The organism is Bacteroidia bacterium (genome assembly GCA_020852255.1).
Lineage (GTDB): Bacteria > Bacteroidota > Bacteroidia > JADZBD01 > JADZBD01 > JADZBD01.
In genome coordinates this window covers 149,274-167,476 of record JADZBD010000007.1, presented here as the reverse complement: position 1 = coordinate 167,476, position 18,203 = coordinate 149,274, and the positions used below count along the sequence as shown (strand labels likewise).

The 18,203-nt window shown below is 47.6% G+C and carries 17 protein-coding genes and 1 riboswitch; of the genes, 3 read left to right on the top strand and 14 right to left on the bottom strand.

What is annotated here, in order from left to right; translation table 11 throughout:
- Positions 1-14: 14 nt before the first annotated feature.
- On the top strand, positions 15-371 hold the full coding sequence (locus IT233_05365; protein ID MCC7302051.1) for a PUR family DNA/RNA-binding protein: 357 nt from the start codon (positions 15-17) through the stop codon (positions 369-371).
- Positions 372-430: 59 nt separating this feature from the next.
- The gene (locus IT233_05360) at positions 431-2,014 is read left to right on the top strand and encodes a peptide chain release factor 3 (protein MCC7302050.1); all 1,584 of its coding nucleotides are present in this window, start codon (positions 431-433) and stop codon (positions 2,012-2,014) included.
- Between the two features lie 6 nt (positions 2,015-2,020).
- On the opposite strand, the gene IT233_05355 is transcribed toward IT233_05360, so the two are convergent.
- From IT233_05355 to IT233_05290, 14 genes are all read right to left on the bottom strand, one after another.
- Positions 2,021-2,257 carry a DUF2007 domain-containing protein gene (locus IT233_05355; protein ID MCC7302049.1) on the bottom strand — a complete coding sequence of 79 codons (237 nt, stop codon included), beginning with the start codon at positions 2,255-2,257 and terminating at the stop codon, positions 2,021-2,023.
- A 6-nt stretch (positions 2,258-2,263) separates the two neighbouring features.
- Positions 2,264-3,214, bottom strand: a complete 951-nt coding sequence (locus IT233_05350; protein ID MCC7302048.1) for a hypothetical protein — start codon at positions 3,212-3,214, stop codon at positions 2,264-2,266.
- Between the two features lie 54 nt (positions 3,215-3,268).
- Positions 3,269-4,900, bottom strand: a complete 1,632-nt coding sequence (locus tag IT233_05345) for a LysM peptidoglycan-binding domain-containing protein (GenBank protein ID MCC7302047.1) — start codon at positions 4,898-4,900, stop codon at positions 3,269-3,271.
- Positions 4,897-6,435 carry a glutamine-hydrolyzing GMP synthase gene (gene guaA, locus IT233_05340; GenBank protein MCC7302046.1) on the bottom strand — a complete coding sequence of 513 codons (1,539 nt, stop codon included), beginning with the start codon at positions 6,433-6,435 and terminating at the stop codon, positions 4,897-4,899. Before guaA ends, IT233_05345 begins: the two co-directional genes overlap by 4 nt.
- A gap of 33 nt (positions 6,436-6,468) precedes the next feature.
- Positions 6,469-7,038, bottom strand: a complete 570-nt coding sequence (locus tag IT233_05335; protein MCC7302045.1) for a hypothetical protein — start codon at positions 7,036-7,038, stop codon at positions 6,469-6,471.
- A complete protein-coding gene (gene thiH, locus IT233_05330) occupies positions 7,035-8,150 on the bottom strand; it encodes a 2-iminoacetate synthase ThiH (GenBank protein MCC7302044.1) in 1,116 nt (371 codons plus the stop codon). The genes IT233_05335 and thiH overlap by 4 nt, the downstream gene beginning before the upstream one ends.
- On the bottom strand, positions 8,150-8,929 hold the full coding sequence (locus tag IT233_05325; GenBank protein MCC7302043.1) for a thiazole synthase: 780 nt from the start codon (positions 8,927-8,929) through the stop codon (positions 8,150-8,152). Before IT233_05325 ends, thiH begins: the two co-directional genes overlap by 1 nt.
- Entirely contained in the window at positions 8,926-9,564 is a 639-nt protein-coding gene (gene thiE / locus IT233_05320) for a thiamine phosphate synthase (protein ID MCC7302042.1), read from the bottom strand. The genes IT233_05325 and thiE overlap by 4 nt, the downstream gene beginning before the upstream one ends.
- On the bottom strand, positions 9,561-10,307 hold the full coding sequence (locus tag IT233_05315; protein ID MCC7302041.1) for a hydroxymethylpyrimidine/phosphomethylpyrimidine kinase: 747 nt from the start codon (positions 10,305-10,307) through the stop codon (positions 9,561-9,563). The genes thiE and IT233_05315 overlap by 4 nt, the downstream gene beginning before the upstream one ends.
- The gene (locus tag IT233_05310; GenBank protein ID MCC7302040.1) at positions 10,280-10,891 is read right to left on the bottom strand and encodes a hypothetical protein; all 612 of its coding nucleotides are present in this window, start codon (positions 10,889-10,891) and stop codon (positions 10,280-10,282) included. The genes IT233_05315 and IT233_05310 overlap by 28 nt, the downstream gene beginning before the upstream one ends.
- Positions 10,888-12,708 (bottom strand): phosphomethylpyrimidine synthase ThiC, encoded by a 1,821-nt coding sequence (gene thiC / locus IT233_05305; protein MCC7302039.1) that lies wholly within the window; start codon positions 12,706-12,708, stop codon positions 10,888-10,890. Before thiC ends, IT233_05310 begins: the two co-directional genes overlap by 4 nt.
- Positions 12,709-12,745: 37 nt before the next feature.
- The gene (thiS, locus tag IT233_05300; protein MCC7302038.1) at positions 12,746-12,949 is read right to left on the bottom strand and encodes a sulfur carrier protein ThiS; all 204 of its coding nucleotides are present in this window, start codon (positions 12,947-12,949) and stop codon (positions 12,746-12,748) included.
- 28 nt (positions 12,950-12,977) lie between these two features.
- Positions 12,978-13,070, bottom strand: a riboswitch (TPP riboswitch).
- 77 nt (positions 13,071-13,147) lie between these two features.
- Positions 13,148-15,178, bottom strand: coding sequence for a gliding motility-associated C-terminal domain-containing protein (locus IT233_05295; protein ID MCC7302037.1), 2,031 nt, complete (start codon positions 15,176-15,178; stop codon positions 13,148-13,150).
- 109 nt (positions 15,179-15,287) lie between these two features.
- Complete coding sequence (locus IT233_05290; GenBank protein ID MCC7302036.1) at positions 15,288-16,103, bottom strand: EI24 domain-containing protein; 816 nt, start codon at positions 16,101-16,103, stop codon at positions 15,288-15,290.
- A gap of 53 nt (positions 16,104-16,156) precedes the next feature.
- On the opposite strand from IT233_05290, the gene IT233_05285 reads away from it, so the two are divergent.
- Positions 16,157-18,202 (top strand): BatA domain-containing protein, encoded by a 2,046-nt coding sequence (locus tag IT233_05285; GenBank protein ID MCC7302035.1) that lies wholly within the window; start codon positions 16,157-16,159, stop codon positions 18,200-18,202.
- Position 18,203 lies beyond the last annotated feature (1 nt).

The window sequence follows — 18,203 nt, the reverse complement described above, 5'->3', positions numbered from 1 at the left end:
CAAAAAAATAAACGATGGAAGGTTCAGAAAATAAGGACGGATATAGTGCCGATGGAAAGAACGAGATCTTTTCCAAGCCTGTGCGTGCCGGAAAAAGGACGTATTTCTTTGATGTTAAGAGCACCAAAGGGAACGATTACTACCTGACCATAACAGAGAGTAAGAAAAGAATGGGCGAAGACGGGAAGTTCTTCTATGAAAAACACAAGTTGTTCCTGTATAAGGAGGACTTCGATAAATTTGCAGAGGGGCTGAGTGAAGTGGTTGCCTACATTAAAAATGCCCGCCCCGCGGTTGCGAGTGAAACCAATGCCGGAAGCAACGGAACCGGCAGCGGCTACTCCAGCGTTAACTTTGAGGATCTGAAATAACGTTTCATTTATCTCCGAAAGCCTCCTTCCTCCGGGATCGGGGCTTTTGGCTTTTTATCATGGACATACATCAGGAGATCAGCAGGCGCAGGACTTTCGCCATCATATCTCACCCGGATGCAGGAAAAACAACACTGACGGAGAAACTGCTTCTCTTTGGCGGCGCCATTCAAACAGCGGGCGCAGTTAAAAGCAACAAGATCCGCAAGCATGCCACTTCAGATTTCATGGAAATCGAAAGGCAGCGCGGAATCTCGGTAGCTACTTCGGTAATGGGATTTGAGTACAAGGGAGTTAAGATTAATCTGCTTGACACTCCCGGTCACGAGGATTTTGCAGAGGACACCTACCGCACGCTCACCGCGGTGGACTCGGTTATAATGGTGATTGACTGCGTTAAAGGAGTGGAACCTCAGACGAGGAAGTTGCTGGAAGTATGCCGCATGAGACACACCCCGGTTATTGTTTTCATCAACAAGATGGATCGCGAAGGGCGCGACCCCTTCGATCTTCTGGATGAAATCGAAAAGGAACTCAAAATCAGGGTGCGTCCCCTTTCCTGGCCTATCGGCATCGGAAAAACATTCAAAGGAGTTTATTCGCTTTTTGAAAAAAAACTCATCTTTTTTGAACCTTCATCACGGAAACTATCGCGAGAAACAGTGGAGGTCTCGGATCTGTCAGATCCTGTGTTAACGGAAATGGTGGGAGAAGATTTTGCCGGTAAACTTCAGCACGACATTGAACTGATCGACGGAGTTTATGATCCATTTGACAAGGAACGCTACCTGGCAGGACAGATCAGCCCTGTGTTTTTCGGATCAGCCGTAAACAATTTTGGAGTGCGTGAATTGCTGGATTGCTTTATTCAAGTTGCTCCACCTCCGCGTGGCAGGGAAACGGCGGAAAGAAAGATTGCGCCGGAGGAAAAGAAACTAACGGGATTTGTGTTTAAGATTCATGCGAATCTTGATCCGAAACACCGCGACCGGATTGCCTTTATGCGGGTATGTTCAGGAGTTTTTGAGCGAAATAAAAATTACTACCATGTGCGGGAAGGCCGTCAGATGAAATTCTCCAACCCAACGGCTTTCATGGCACAGGAAAAGAATCTGATAGATGTGGCCTATCCCGGAGATATTGTAGGACTTTATGACAGCGGGAATTTCAAAATAGGAGATACAATGACGGAGGGAGAGAAACTGGAATTCAAAGGCATTCCCCGGTTTTCACCTGAGATTTTCAAGTATGTTGTGAATACAGATCCGATGAAGACGAAGCAGCTTCACAAGGGGCTGGAGCAACTGACAGACGAAGGCGTTGCTCAGCTTTTTACAAAGAAAAACAACAATCGTAAGGTCCTGGGCACCGTGGGAGCTTTGCAGTTTGAGGTCATCCAGCACCGGCTGAAGGCGGAATACAATGCCAGCTGCGACTTTGAACCTCTTACACTGCACAAAGCCTGCTGGATCACCTGCAAGGATAAAAAGAAACTGGAAGCCTTCATCGAGGACAAGATCCATCATATGGCCACCGACAAGGACGATCGTCCGGTGTTTCTCGCGGAGAGCGCCTGGGCATTACAAATGGCGCAGGAAAAAAATCCTGAAATAGAATTTCACTTTACCAGTGAGGATATCTGACGTCTATTAGACTGCATATCCACCTTCACGGAGCACGTCTTTTGCCTTTTCAACATCTTCTTCACGAACCTGAAGTTTCACACCACCGATAGCATTGGAGTAAAAGATATTCACCTGCACGGTCAATTCGTCTTTCAAAAAACACTCTATCCCTTCGGATTCCAAATATGCTTTCATGATATAAGCATCGTGCGGAGCGTTAAAACTTGCAACAGTAATCCAGCGAAAGGAAGAATGATGCATGCTCATTTAAAGATTCTTAATAAGTTCCGCCAGCGCTTCTTTCACACTTGGAAAGTGTGTGCAAACGCGCGGATCCATGATATTTCCTCCGAAACCGGATTCCTCATCGCTGGCATTTCCTTCCATCTCTTTTAACTTCTCCTTTATCCCGGTGGGTTTTTGAGAAGCAAGACTCCAAATACAGATCACCTTCACAAAATTCCGCGTTGCCGGACTTTCTATCAGGCGCACCAACTCTCTAGTGCAATCATCGCTCGCATAAGATGCAAGGGCCCGCGCTGCAGATATTTGATTGTGATGGTTGAGGGTATCGGAGAGAAAAATCACCAGTTGCTTGTAATAACCGCTCAAATTCAGATGATACACGCATTCCAGCGCCACATGTTGTGCAAAAAAAATCTTCATGGATTCCTTCTGAATGGCTGCCGGAGCCTGCAAAAGCCATTTAGAAATGTACTCCCGGATGGCGAGGGTATCATACGGCTGGCCGTGCGAGGACCTGAAGATGGCGGTCATCGTCATCTCATACACTCCAACCGGAACCATGGCCTGGTGATAGCTGTGACGGTATGTTGCCTTTACTTCATCGTCCATTACAAGGGCAAAACCGGTGGTAGGTGTGGCGATAGCCGGTTTCCCTTTCTTGTCGCTCCCGATAAAAAAATAATACTCATCCCCCTTTTCGAAGTGCCACTCAGGGCCGTGTCCGCCGGAAACACTGCACAAATCAAGAAGAAAAAAACCTTGCACCTCCAGTTCCCCGCTGCGCTCAGTTCCGGCCAGGGTTTTGAGTATCTTGATTTTAATCCCCTTATCCTCGTGGCAAGAAATGATTTTCGCCTTTACAAAGGATTCGGACTTTTTTACCACCTCCCGGTGCCAGGGTTCATTCCAGGTAGTTGAAAAAAGAAAAGAGGTCCTGATCAGGAGAAAAAACAGGGCTGCAAAACGGATCATGTGCATGGATACGGAATTTTTCAGACAACAGAGCCTGACAGAAATATCAGGGCATTAATTCACACGAATCAGATGGTAATCTTTATACCTCAGGATGAACACTCCGGTATTCTCGTAACCGCTATCAGTACCTGAACGCACATAGCGGAAACGCATATTCATTCCTTCTCCGGTCATTTGCTCCAGCTTCGGACTGAATTTCACTCCTTCCTTCCAAAGCAGTGATCCGTAGAACAGCGCAATATCAAATCCGTCGAACGTATAATCTGTCGGTTCGGACTTATATAATCCGCGGTAGCTATGAATAAAATGTACAATACCCGTATCGGTGTAATTTACGAATGAATTGGACGGATAGTGAAAAGCCATTCCGTTCAGGTATTCCATATCCAGGTTCTCAAAAGAGGACCATGCATTCATACCAACAATAATAATGCTATCCTTTCGATCGATGTGCAGTTTATAAAGTTTTGACAGAACATCCGTCACATAGCTTTGATTATTACTGGGAAGCACCACCACATTAATCTTCTCCTTTACCAGTGAAGCGGTTACACCACTAAGACCATTTACCAGTCGCATTGAATCCTTGTTCATCCCGATGAGCACTTTGCTTCCGGCATTACGTACGGCATTAACGATGGTCATATCTTTGGGCCCGCCCGAGGAGACAACCATAATATTCTGCTCTGCGAAGTTAGCCGCCACATATTTTCCTATTTCCTCCATCTGAGTATAAGTAGACGCCGATGCTTTGTTCACCTCAGGATTTCCAATCAGCAGCTTGTTATTCTGCAGGGTGGGAGAAACAATAGTAATCCCAAGCTGTTTTGCCAGCTTCACTCCTTCCATGAATGAATTGGTAAACAGCGGGCCTACCAGCAGGTCCATATTTTTCAGCTCAGGGTCCTTCATCCACTTGCTTCCGGCCGAGTCGGAGCCGGTGTCAAAATAATAGGCCTGCACTTTTATGCCGGATTTCTGCAGAGAATCCATTGCCATTTTTACTCCATGGTAAAACTCAATAGCAATGCGGGCCTTTTCAGGAAAGGCACGAGTGCCTTTTTTTATCTTTTCCGGTTCGATGAGATCTGTAAGACCAAGATTGAATGGGAGCAGAAATCCAATTTTATATTCCTCTTTTCTTATTGTAATGGTATCGGATAAGGACGGTGGGGTGCCGATCACCGGATCTTTGATCTGCACCGGTTCATTCCTCTTCACTGTTTCCTTCTTGATGGCCCCTATGGTGGGAATTCTGATATCCTGACCGGCTTTGAGATCATCTTTTACCTCCGCATTCAACGCCTTAATCTGCTCTACTGTAAGGTTGTATTTTTTGGAGATACTATACCAGGTCTCTCCTTTAAGTACTTTGTGCCACTTCCATTTCGGTGATTTCTCTTCCTGCTTTACAATTTCCGGATCTTGCGGAACCTGTATGTAAGGAACTTTCAACTCCTGTCCGGGCTGCAACCCGGTTCCAGTATCCGGATTGGCATCTACAATCATCTTCACGCTCACATTGTACGCCTTGGCAATACTGTAAAGTGTTTGGCCCGCCTCGACTTTATGCACGTAATACATTTTCCCATCCATACTGACTGTTTGTTCCGACCGCACGATTTCCTGCGCCGAAATAAAGACCGGCAACAAAAACATAAATATGATATACACGTTTTTCATTCCCATTCAATGGTGGCCGGCGGTTTCGAACTAATATCATATACCACTCTGTTCACGCCTTTAACTTTATTAATAATCTCACTCGAAATAGCGGAGAGGAAAGAATACGGAAGATGACACCAGTCGGCCGTCATTCCGTCAGTTGATGTTACAGCGCGAAGCGCAACTACCTGTTCATAGGTTCGCTCGTCACCCATCACACCCACGCTCTGCACGGGAAGCAGGATGGCACCCGCCTGCCAGACATCTTTGTAGAGGTTATGGTTTTTCAATCCTTCGATAAAAAGATAATCCACTTCTTGCAATATCCGTACCTTTTCTGCGGTAACATCCCCTAAAATCCTGATTCCCAGGCCCGGACCCGGGAATGGGTGACGGTTCAAAATACGATCCGGGATCGAAAGCTCCCTTCCCACTTTTCGAACTTCATCTTTAAAAAGTGTATTCAGGGGTTCCACCACTTTCAACTTCATTTTTTCAGGAAGTCCGCCAACGTTATGATGTGACTTAATTGTAGCACTGGGGCCTTTGACAGAAACCGACTCGATCACATCGGGATAAATTGTACCCTGCGCCAGCCATTTAACCTCCTGTATTCGATGTGACTCTTCGTCAAACACTTCTATGAATACCCTTCCGATCGCCTTCCGCTTCTTTTCGGGATCCTTTTCGCCCATCAACGCATCATAAAATTTCTTCTTCGCATCTACTCCCTTCACATTCAGTCCGAGCGCAACATATGATTCAAGTACATTTTCGAATTCATTCTTCCTGAGCAATCCGTTGTCTACGAAAATGCAATACAAATTCTTTCCGATCGCCTTGTGCAGGAGCACAGCTGCAACGGAGGAGTCCACCCCTCCGGAAAGCCCCAACACTACCTTATCATTTCCAAGTTTCTCTTGCAGTTCGCGAACGGTAGATTCAATAAAGGAGGAGGGATTCCAATCTTGCCGGCATCCGCAAATATCCACTACAAAATTCCGCAACAGCACCATGCCTTCTTCGGAATGATATACTTCCGGATGAAACTGTATTCCGTAAGTAGCTTCCCCTTTCACCTGAAAAGCCGCTACTTTAACATCCGGGGTACTTGCAATAATTTCAAAATCAGGTGCCACACCTGAAATCGTATCCCCGTGGCTCATCCACACCTGGGAATTAGCAGACATTTGTTTCAGCAGGGAATTGGAGGTGTTGAGTGTTGTAAGGTTGGCGCGGCCATACTCCCTGATCCGGGAAGGCACCACCTCGCCTTTATTCTGATGCGCCAGAAGTTGGGCGCCATAACAGACACCCAGTAGCGGAAATTTCCCCCGGAAAGCTTCCAGGGAGGGGTGCGGAGCGCGTGAATCCCGAACGGAAAAAGGGCTGCCGGAAAGTATTACACCCTTAACCTCAACATGGGAAAATTCCTTTCCAATATCCGTAAAAGGATGGATCTCGCAATATACATTCAACTCCCTCACCCTGCGTGCAATGAGCTGCGTGTATTGGGAACCGAAATCAAAGATCAATATAGATTGCTGTTTCATAGAGCGGGAATACAAATTTAGGAATAATCGTCATTAAAGCACCTCATTAGCTTTCCGGATCCCTTCGAAAATATCATTCATGCTGTATTTTTGAATTTCATAGCTGCCCTTTCTCAAATAGGGGTCTAGAAACAAATGATAAGAATCCTTTATCACACCCGATCTTTCCAGGCGCGGGAGTAATTCATAAACGAAATTCACGTCTCTGGCAGAGGGATCGTATACTGCTCCGCAAAATTCTCTGATGGGATCCAGGCAGGTGGCAATACCCACTGCCACTTTCGGATAGGACATGATCAGTTTTCTTATATGTTCTCTCAAAACGCTGATAGTAAAAACGGAGGGAATATTCAGCCGAACGAATACGGTTTCAATCCGGTTCCTCCGGATAAGACGTAACAAAGATTCCACGTCCGAATCCACCGTTCCTCCTCTCACTGTGAGCGTGAACACCTTTCCGGAAACCAGGAGTACCAGATGCGGGGGAATACGATTGGCATGCAGGAGTACGAGATGAACATCCGTTTGCAAATACTCTTCTTTGAGCGGAAGCAGGGAATTGATGCGGTAGGAAGCGCTGGTATCGGTTGCTGTAAAACTCATAATTGAAGTGTACGATCCCAGTCTTTCCACAGCGGTTCATACCCGTTCCTGCGTATCATTGCCGCAATCTCATGCGGCTCTCTTTCATCGCATATTTCAAACTGCTCCAGCGATTCCGGTTCTACGGCGTAACCGCCGGGATTTGTTTTTGATCCCGCGCTGAATGTGGTAGCGCCAAGATGAATGATATGATCTCTGAATTTTTCGGACTCCCTGGTGGAGACGGAGAGTTCCACTTCCTCATTAAATATTCTCCAGGCGCAGATCAACTGCACCAATTCCCTGTCCGTAATCAGTCCCGGCCGGAATTTATCCTCTCCCCTATGTGGTCGTATCCGAGGGAAAGAGATACTATATTTTGTTTTCCAGTAGGTTTTCTCCAGATAAGAAAGATGAAGTGCGCAAAAAAATGAATCAATTCTCCAGTCCTCCAGTCCGAGCAAAACACCCAGTCCGATCTTATGCATTCCCGCAGTTCCCACCCGGTCCGGTGTAGCCAGCCGGTAGCGAAAATTTGATTTCTTTCCCCTGGGATGGTAGTCGCGGTATTTTTGTTCGTGGTAAGTTTCCTGATATACCAGAACGGAATTCAGTCCGAAAGGAAGAAAAGAAGTGTATTCTGCTTCACTCAGGGGCTGGACTTCAATGGAGATGTGGGAAAAAAAAGGCCGAACCCACTCCACTGCCCGACGGATATACTCTACCCCGGCCTTCACCTGATCTTCGCCGGTAACAAGAAGCACGTGGTCATAGCCCATTTCTTTCAGGGTGCTTACCTCGATCATTAACTCTTCTCGCGATAGTGTTTTTCTCCTGACCTTGTTCTCCATGGAAAAACCGCAATAGGTACATATATTAAGGCACTCGTTGCTAAGGTAAAGAGGAGCATACATCTGTATCGTTTTCCCAAAACGCTTCCGGGTAATCTTGGAGGAGCGCTGCGCCATTTCCTCAAGGTAAGGGGCGGCAGCGGGTGAGATCAGTGCGAGGAAATCAGCCAGGTCTCTTTGCTCTTCTTTAAAAAGAGCGCGTTCCACTTCAGGTAAGGAAACCGATTGAATTCTTTCTCCCGTTTCCTCCCAGGAATATTTATCAAACTCGTCTGCGAACATCAGTTCATATCTAAAAACTCAGTCAGCGGGCTACTTGCTACAGCGGTATGCGAAGTACGGCCTCTCCCGGATTCAAAGGCCATGCGTCCTGATTCCACCGCCAGGCGAAAAGCCTCTCCCATGCGCACAGGATCTTCTGCTGCAGCAATGGCTGTGTTCACGAGTACAGCATCTGCCCCGACCTCCATGGCATAGGCAGCATCAGAAGGTGCGCCGATACCGGCGTCCACGATTACCGGAACATTACTTTGCTCGATGATGATCTTTAAGAAGTCAATAGTTTTTAATCCCTTGTTACTGCCTATAGGAGAACCCAGCGGCATCACCGCGGCTGTTCCTGCATCTTCGAGCCGTTTGCACAAAACAGGGTCTGCATGAATATACGGTAATACAATGAAACCCATTCGCGCCAGTTCTTCGGTTGCCAGCAGTGTTTCCAAGGGGTCGGGCATGAGGTATTTCGGATCCGGATGTATCTCCAGTTTCAGCCAATTCGTTTCGAGTGCTTCCCGTGCCATTTGCGCGGCGAATATGGCTTCTTTTGCATTTCGTGCGCCACTGGTATTGGGAAGTAACTGAATATGGGAGTGCTGAAGATGTGAAATAATCTCATCCGTTTCACTTTCCATGTCAATTCGCCTGAGTGCGACCGTAACCAGTTCGGATCCGGATGCCAAAATGGCCTCCTCCATGATCTTATATGACCCAAACTTTCCAGTTCCTGTAAAAAGCCGGGAGGAGAATTCCCTGTCTCCGAGTTTCAATACCGATCTGTTCATAGCATTGCTTCTTTCATTTGACATTCTGCTAAAAATTCCGCTGTCGCTGCAACCGGATTCTGTGCTGAAGCGATGGCCGAAGCAACCGCAACACCGTGCAAACCGCGGCGACGGAGAAAGAACACATCCTCCATCGTGATCCCTCCGATGGCAATTACCGGTACAGTAGCGATTCGTGCAAGTCGGACAAGTCGTTCCGCACCCAGAACAGGATTCAGTTTTTCGCGCGTGCGGGTGAAGCGCAAAGGACCCAGTCCGATATAATCCACAGGAAGCGAGTTTTGAAGCAGAATATCCTCTTCAGAATTCGTACTGGCACCTATAATTGCCTCTGGTCCGAGGATACGCCTCGCTTCCACCGGATGCATATCCTCCTTTCCAAGGTGAACGCCGTGCGCTCCGATCGCCTGAGCCAGCCTTACATGATCATTTATAATCAGTACCGCGTGGTATTTATCACAGATCGCTTTCACCTGGCGTGCGATCACAGCCACTTCCGCTTCCTTCTTATCCTTAATACGCAGTTGAATCCAGTCGGCCCCCCCTTTGCAGGCGAGTTCAGCGACCGTTGCATGATCGCGGCCAGGCAACTCTGCCGTAATCACATGCAATTGGGATATTTTTCGTTTGTTCATCGTTTGTGGTATCCTAAAAGTGAATTTGAACTGGAGAGATAACGGTGTATATAAGACTTCGCCCGTAGCGCGGCAGGATGCAACTTGAATCCCCTTGCGAGTTGGGCTGTGAATGCCGCAGAAAAAATGCACCCGCTCCCATGCTTCGGCCATGCAGGTGCTGCCATCCGACGCAGCACAAAAAAATCTTTCCCACGAAAAACATAATCCTTTCCCGATGCACTGTGTCCTCCCTTTAAATACACCACGCAATGGCGGGCGAGTTCTCTTGCGGCTTCAATGGCGTCAGGGATACCGGATAAAATGACCGATTCAGGTATATTGGGAGTGACAATATATATTTTCTTCAGTACACGTTGCAGTACGGCAGGATTAAACGCCTTGTGAAATTCAAAACCGGCGGAGGCAGACAGAATCGGATCCCAAATTACTTTTACTCCCGGCCATAATTGACCGGCTTGCTCCAAGAGCGTTTCCAGTGCTTCGATATCCCGGATCAGCCCAACTTTGATAAAGCGAACACGATGCATTTTCCCCAGCAGGTTCATTTGCTGCAGGATGCTATCCGTACTTTCCCATCGTATTTCCGAAAACTCCATTTCGTTTTGCCAGGTAAGCGCCGACTGCACGCCAAGGCCATACACTTTACAGTTCTCAAAGGTCTTAATGTCGGCCAACAGGCCGGCTCCTCCGGAAGGATCGTATCCGGCGATGCTCAGTGCAAATGGTCGTGCAGTGCCCATTTAGTATGAATCGTTAAATAGCGTTTGAGGGCATCGGCAGGATTTTCCCATATCCATCCCAGCATAGCACCTCCATCGTATCCCAGCTCGCTCAATACCAAAAGATTTGAATTCTTGACCCCGCCAATGCCGATAATTTCGCTTCCCGGATGCGGAGGCAACATCGGGAATGTTTTACCTGCATATTCCTTTTTGGAAATACTGTTAAATACCGGACCAAGGAACAGCCTCGGGAAGAACGGCTTGCAAGATTCTAATTCCTGAATGCTGTGCACAGAGGTACTTAGTAAAAACCCTTTCTCCCGGAGCAGTTCCCATTCAAAGGGGCTTGTGCTTTCTCTTTGCTTTTGAGTAAAATGCAAGCAGCGCAGGTCAAATTCCGGTGCGAGCTGCTCGGAAAATGAATGAACCGCAATCCGCTGATGAAAGCGGGATGGAATCCGTGAGAGGTATGTTCGCATCTGTGTGATATCCCAGTCGGGTTTCCGCACATGTACATGTTGCAACCCGGCCTCCAGCATGGAAACAAGCATCTCCGTCTCACCGAGCATGCTCCCTTCAGGTGTAAATATGATCAGTTTCACAGGTAAAGCTCCGAGCCGGTCTTTAAAAACTCTTCTGATTTTTCTTTCATGCCTGATTGGGCAAAATCGCGAACCTCCTGGGTAATTTTCATGGAGCAAAAATGCGGTCCGCACATAGAACAAAAATGCGCCACCTTCGCCCCATCGGCCGGAAGTGTGGCATCGTGAAATTGCCGTGCAGTATCCGGATCGAGTGAAAGATTGAACTGATCCTCCCAGCGAAATTCGAAACGCGCTTTACTCAGCGCATTGTCACGGTATTGGGCACCCGGGTGTCCTTTTGCCAGATCCGCGGCATGTGCCGCCAGCTTATAGGCGATCACACCATCCTTCACGTCTTTTTTATCCGGCAAACCAAGATGTTCTTTTGGCGTAACATAGCAGAGCATAGAAGTCCCGAACCATCCTATCATCGCAGCACCGATGGCGGAAGTGATGTGATCATAACCGGGTGCGATATCGGTGGTTAGAGGGCCCAGGGTATAGAATGGCGCTTCCTGGCATTCCTGAAGCTGTTTTTCCATATTCTCCCGGATCATATGCATTGGAATGTGTCCCGGGCCTTCAATAATTGTCTGCACCTCATGCTTCCACGCCACGCGGGTAAGTTCCCCCAGGGTTTTGAGTTCGGCGAACTGCGCTTCGTCATTCGCATCATAAATGCTCCCGGGGCGTAATCCGTCTCCAAGGGAAAATGCGACATCATAGGACTTCATAATCTCACATATTTCTTCGAAGTGCGTGTAAAGAAAATTCTCTTTATGATGGGCCAGGCACCATTTGGCCAGGATAGACCCTCCCCTGCTTACGATTCCTGTCAATCTGCGCGCCGTAAGAGGCACATAACGCAAAAGAACCCCCGCATGAATGGTGAAATAATCCACGCCCTGCTCTGCCTGCTCCACCAGCGTATCACGGAAAATTTCCCAGGTCAGTTCTTCCGGCTTCCCTCCTGTTTTTTCCAGCGCCTGATAAATTGGAACTGTACCTATGGGCACAGGAGAATTGCGTAAAATCCATTCGCGTGTTTCATGAATATTTTTTCCTGTGGAAAGATCCATTATAGTATCGGCACCCCAGCGACACGCCCAAACGGCTTTTTCAACTTCTTCTTCAATTCCGGAACTCACGGCGCTGTTGCCGATGTTGGCATTGATCTTGACAAGGAAATTACGACCGATGATCATTGGTTCCGCTTCCGGATGATTGATATTACTGGGCAGGACAGCCCGCCCGGCCGCTATTTCCTGCCTCACAAATTCAGGTGTAATGAGTCCTTTCGGTATCCGTGCCCCAAACGATTCCCCCGGATGCTGATCATTCAAATTAATATTGGCAGTGCCCATTGTCGCTCGGTGTTCATCCGCACGCTGGTTTTCCCGAATGGCAACGTACTCCATTTCCGGAGTGATGATTCCTCTCTTCGCGTAATGCATCTGTGACACATTGCTTCCCTGTTTTGCCTTGCGTGGCAGCCGAAGGTGCGGAAACCGCAGGTCATCCAGTTTCTTATCGTTCAGGCGCAATTTGCCATAATCCGAAGAAACACTGTCCAGCTGCAGCGTGTCTCCGCGATCAATAATCCAGGATTCACGCAGAGGAAGCAACCCGCGTTTTAGGTCAATGGATGCGAAGGGATCGGTGTATGGTCCGGATGCATCATATACCGTAACCGACGGATTTTTTTCGGCTGATCCGTTCGAAAGGCGGGTATCACTCAAGGCTATCTCCCTCATTGCCACCTTAATATTATGAAGCGATCCGTTCACATATATTTTCCTGCTTGCCGGGAACGGAGTTCTGGTGATGTTGTTCATATTGCTCATTACTTGCTTTTCAGAAATTGAAATTATCTTATCCGCCTTGTGTAGCGGTAATCAATGTTACAGATTCATTTCCCTTCAGAAGGACCTCGTTCCACGAAGAACGGGGAATAATTTCCTGGCCTACCGCAACCGCTACACCCCTAGTGTGATCACCAAGCAGCTGTACAATCAGTTGTCCGACAGACAGGTTGCTGTCAACTGTGATTTTCTTTTGATTTACCGTGAGTTCCACAGGATTTACATCGACCCCTGGGATGAACCGACAGGTTCAAACTTTTCCCTTCGCCGGCATTACCCGGATCAGGTTCAAGGGTTTGTTCTCAGACCGCTTGCGGACACCCCTAAAGTCACATTAAAGTTACTATTAAGATGCGGGCATACGACCTAACCCGGCAGAAAAAGTGATGAACAAAAAAAGGGAAATTGTTAATTACTTTCCGATCAAGGAGACCGTTCCATATTGTTCAATGTACTCGCCTGCAGCGGTTTTGTACTTGATGAACCATACATAAGCATCTTCCTGGCAAACAGAACCTTCAAAGGTGCCATCCCATCCGATAAAAGGATTATCGCTTGTGAACAACAACTGGCCCCACCGGTTATGAATTGTCATTGTAAATTCACTTTTATCATAAAAGGAGCCGTTAGGAAGGAAAACAGAGTTCACTCCACCGGGAACGAAGGCATTGGGAACATAGAACTTGGCCGTCTGGAACGCTTCGGCAATATTTGAAGCGGCCAAGCCTGTGATATTATACTGGTTACCTGCGTCTTCGTTTGCAACAATATAGTATTCGAAGCGTCCGCTACCCTGAATAAACGGAACGGCATCGTCCACGAAAACCGTATTACCTGGTCCGACAGTAGAGATCAGTGTAAAAGGTGCGAAGTCCACACTTCGGTAAATATCGTAGCTCAGTACTCCGGCATCGAAGCCTTCATAATCATTCCATGTGAGGGTATTCGTCATATTATTATTGGCAGTGGCGGTCGCAAAAATAGTTCTGGAAATATTACTGGTTTGGACCGGATTGCCGCAGCTGTCAATGGAAATGATCCGGTAGTAGTGCGACTGCGTCTCAGTGTAGGCGGAGCCATCCAGCAGAAAAATATTTGGTGTACCTGTAAAAGGAACGGTACCGACTACCATATAAGGACCCGTTAGCGCATCAGCACGCTCAAACACATACGAGGTCACATCCGCCAGAATATCAACATAAGCATCAATTCTGACATTTTCCGGTGCGATTACGGAGCTGCTTTGTCCGTACGTAAAAACGGGTGCGGTCGGAAGCGCGGCATTGAGACATAAGGTATTGGAAGTGGATGTTCGCGTACTTGCATTTTCAATAGCATGAATATTATAACAGTAAACCGATCCGTTATTGAGTGAAGTATGAGAGAAGTTGGTAACGCCGGAGGTGGTTGTGCCAGCAAGCGAATACGGACCGCCATCCACCGAAACCCAAATTTCATAACCGCTCACGCCTCCCGGCCAATTAATATAGGGATTCCAGCTGAGGTTAGTGGAAGCACTGCAAGGATCAACACTGCCGGTCAGGTACATCGTGTTGTGATAATTACCGAGAGGGCTCAGATTGCCACATGAATCCATGGCTGCAATGCAGTACCATTCACTTTGCACATCTGCAGCAGAATTTGGATTTCCGTAAGAAGTGTTCCCGTATCCGTACACTGTGTCTATTGCAACCCAGAGATTGTTCACAAACTGATAGATGACATAGGCTGTAACATCTCCGCTTGTTGGCGGTGTCCATCCGATGGTGGCATTGTTCAATGCGTTCACGCTGACAGAATCAATGACCGGTGTGGCGGGAGGGGTGGCATCTTTAAAAAGACTGGCGGCGCACATTGAAATATTGAAACAGGGCATGTTATCCGCCAATTCGATAGAATAACTGATCGTACGGTTACAAACGATCTGGGTGTCCACATAGGTCAACGCTTGTGTGCTGTCAACGAATGTACCATTCACCGGATAGTCACAATAGATCTTATACCAGGGCTGCATGGTAGAAAGGAGCGGGTTCCGCGGGGCGTTCCAGTTCAATGTCGCGACCTGCCCACCCGGATTAGAAATCGTGAGAAACATGGTGCAAAGAGTGTCCAGCGCAGGAGATGTAACAGGATTGCCAATGAACGATTCCGTTTCAACGTAATAACATTCCGACTGGAACATGGCCGATCCGGAAATGTCAGTATAGGTATTGGTAAGGCGGTTACCGACGGAAGCCAGATAGGATCCCCCTTTAAAAACATGATAGGCAACAAAAGTACTGCCCGGATCCGGAGGGATAGTCCAGGTAAGCGTGACATTCCCGTTCGCACAGTTCACCGACAGGCATCTTAATTCAGGAGCAGCAACCTGCTGAGCAGAAATATCAGAGCCGGTGGTAAATAACCACAGCAGAATTGTAAGGCCGGTAATAGAAAATTTCACTTAAGTAGCTGTGTAATAAGCAAATATACCAAATGGAACGCCATCATTGCTCCTTTATTGTAAGACGATATACCAGGCCGTATGGTTGCACTCCGCAACACGCTGATATTCAAATATTTCTCCCACCCTTAGAAAAAAATGCCTGGTCAGATCTAGGATCAGCTCCTTTCTCTCCCTTTTCGAACCTTCCACGGATCACATTTTTCAGTCCAACCACTCTGTCTACTGCAATCGTAGAGGCGACCGAAGCCAGCACGGGGGCAATAATAACTCCGGCATAAGGAATGAGAAAAAGGGCGGTAAATATTCCTCCGATAGTGAAGGAGAGCGCAGCGTTTTTCCGTATGAAAGTGACACTTTCATCGAGAGAATATCCCAGCCGCTCACTGACATAATCCATGAAATAAAATCCGTAGAAATAGAATCCAATAATAATAACGATCACCGGGGTTGCCGCCTGCATGTTTGGAATGAAGGCGGCGAATGTCAGCCATAGCAGGATGATAATCATTTGCAGAAACAGGTTCCGGAATGCGATCTGAAGTCCGCGAAGCAGATTGTGGAGATACTGTTTAAATCGGAAGGGGTAGACATTCGCAGTAAGGAGACGTTCAGTACGTGCGGATAGCTGCGTCAGTACGGGTGAAAGCAGGATCATCACAAGGTATTTATTCAGCTTAAAAGCCACATAAACAAACAAGGACTGAAGCCCGATGATCAGGTAGCGGTCTATTTCATCATCGGCCAGGTTTTGAAAATTCTCCGTTCGGAGCTGGCGCAGGGTCAAGTCGCCACCCCACCAAACCAAAACGGAGAGTATGGCGGGCACCAGGAAATAGAGCCAAAGCCCGTGTTTTACAACAAAGATTACGCTTCTGAAATAGGCGGCAAGACCAATCCATACCTGACTGAACACATTCCTCACGCTGTAAAGATACATCTCAAAGAGATGGGAATTATTCGTACCTTTGACTTTTGATGGCCTTTCTCTTCCCAGGCTTCCTTTTTGCTCTCCTCGCACTATCTGTTCCCATTCTCGTACACCTATTCAATTTCCGGAGATACAAGACCGTTCTTTTTACGAATGTCCGCTTCCTGAAGGAAGTTAAAAAAGACACGCAGAGTAAAAACCGTCTCAAGTATTTACTGATCCTTGCCTCGCGACTGATCGCTCTTGCCGCACTGATCTTCGCCTTTGCGCAACCTTATCTTGCCGCGGAAGAAGGACATGTACCGGCCGGACAAAGGGCGCTGAGTGTATACCTGGATAATTCATTCAGTATGGATGCTCTGGGACGAAACGGTACACTGCTGGAAGATGCGCGAAACAAAGCCCGTGAGATTGCCTCTACCTTCAGTAACTCCGATCTTTTTCAGCTGGTGACCAATGATTTTGAGGGTAAGCACCAGCGGCTTGTAAACAAGGAAGAATTTCTGGAACTGCTCGAAGAGGTGCAATTGAGTCCGGCTGCCCGCGACCTTAATTCCGTTCTCACACGTCAAAAAGATGCACTGGCCGGAGCCGGAACTTTGCAAAAAGCGGTGTATCTCCTTTCCGACTTTCAGCGCAGCATCAGTAATCTCGGTTCTGTGCCTGCCGACACTTCGGTGCGCATTCATCTTGTGCCCCTTGAGAGCAATTCCGTGAGTAACGTCTATGTGGATTCCGTCTGGTTTCCCACACCGGTAAGGCAAAAGAACAGGAGCGAACGGGTGTTTCTGCGCATCCGCAATTTTTCGCTCAATCTGCTGGAGAATATTCCGGTAAAGCTATTCATCAACGGACAGCAGCGTGCTCCCGGATCTTTCTCTCTTGAACCGGGCGCAGCCGGTGAATACTTCCTCAGCTTTGTCTGCAAGGAAAGCGGCATACAGAATTGCCGTGTTGAAATTCAGGATCATCCGCTCACTTTCGACGACGCCTTCTATTTTTCATTCACACTTCGTAACACCATTCCGGTGCTCGCCATCCATGAACAGTCAGCTGACAGTACGGTAAAAAGTCTGCGCGCAGTTTATTCCGACAGCCTGTTCCGCTATTTAGAAGCAGACGCTAAGAGCATTGACTACTCCTCCTTCCCCCGTTATGCGCTTATTGTACTGAACGGATTAAAAAGCATTTCCAGCGGGCTTTCCTCCGAGCTTAAAAAATTTACTGACGGCGGTGGTTCCGTATTTTTGATCCCCGGCACTGAAATTGATTTGCCATCCTATAAAAACTTCTTACAACCGCTGTCATGCCCTTTCCCTGAGAGTACGGACACTTCCAGGATAAAAACAGGGAAACTTTTTTACGAGCACCCTCTTTTTGAGAATGTGTTTGACAAAAAACCGGAGAACCCGGATCTTCCGGTTGTCACCCGGAGGTATACATTTTCCCGAGCAGTTCGCAGTACAGAAGAGCCGCTTCTGCAACTGCAAAACGGGGAATCTTTCCTTAGCGTGATCCCAATTGGTAACGGCAGGCTCTACCTTTCCGCGGTTGCCCTGCATCCTTCCTGGTCCAACTTCACTCGTCATGCGCTGTTCGTGCCGGTATTCTTTCAATCGGCACTGCATGCTACACCGGCAGAAAAACTATATTACACCATTGGGAAAGGGGAAGGAATAGAACACATTTCCACCGGAGCAGGAGGAGAGAAGATTTTTCACTTGAAAGGACCGGATCAGTCGGATCTGATTCCTGAAACGCGCAGTGAAGGGAATTTCTCGACGGTTTATCCCGGAAATCTGGTCAGGAAAGCGGGAAACTACAGCCTGTATTCCGGCGACAGTGTACTGAGCGGCATCTCGTACAATTACGACCGCCGGGAATCGGATCCGGGCTGCTTCACCGCAGAAGAACTAAAAGAAATGATCAGCTCCGGGGATCTGAAAAACATCCGGGTAATTGAAGCCGGCGAGAAAAATCTGGCGGAAATCATTCGCATTGCCGAACAAGGCACACCACTTTGGAAATGGTTTATCGCTCTATGCCTGCTCTTTTTGGGAACAGAAGTATGTTTAATCCGCTTTATGAAATAAT

Coding starts and splice junctions, on each gene's coding strand:
- guaA (MCC7302046.1), bottom strand. CDS start 6,435: ATGAAACAGCAATCTATATTGATCTTTGATTTCGGTTCCCAATACACG.
- IT233_05315 (MCC7302041.1), bottom strand. CDS start 10,307: ATGGGCACTGCACGACCATTTGCACTGAGCATCGCCGGATACGATCCT.
- IT233_05355 (MCC7302049.1), bottom strand. CDS start 2,257: ATGCATCATTCTTCCTTTCGCTGGATTACTGTTGCAAGTTTTAACGCT.
- IT233_05360 (MCC7302050.1), top strand. CDS start 431: ATGGACATACATCAGGAGATCAGCAGGCGCAGGACTTTCGCCATCATA.
- thiC (MCC7302039.1), bottom strand. CDS start 12,708: ATGAACAACATCACCAGAACTCCGTTCCCGGCAAGCAGGAAAATATAT.
- thiH (MCC7302044.1), bottom strand. CDS start 8,150: ATGTTCGCAGACGAGTTTGATAAATATTCCTGGGAGGAAACGGGAGAA.
- IT233_05350 (MCC7302048.1), bottom strand. CDS start 3,214: ATGATCCGTTTTGCAGCCCTGTTTTTTCTCCTGATCAGGACCTCTTTT.
- IT233_05365 (MCC7302051.1), top strand. CDS start 15: ATGGAAGGTTCAGAAAATAAGGACGGATATAGTGCCGATGGAAAGAAC.
- thiE (MCC7302042.1), bottom strand. CDS start 9,564: ATGAACAAACGAAAAATATCCCAATTGCATGTGATTACGGCAGAGTTG.
- IT233_05335 (MCC7302045.1), bottom strand. CDS start 7,038: ATGAGTTTTACAGCAACCGATACCAGCGCTTCCTACCGCATCAATTCC.
- IT233_05285 (MCC7302035.1), top strand. CDS start 16,157: ATGGCCTTTCTCTTCCCAGGCTTCCTTTTTGCTCTCCTCGCACTATCT.
- IT233_05345 (MCC7302047.1), bottom strand. CDS start 4,900: ATGAAAAACGTGTATATCATATTTATGTTTTTGTTGCCGGTCTTTATT.
- IT233_05325 (MCC7302043.1), bottom strand. CDS start 8,929: ATGAACAGATCGGTATTGAAACTCGGAGACAGGGAATTCTCCTCCCGG.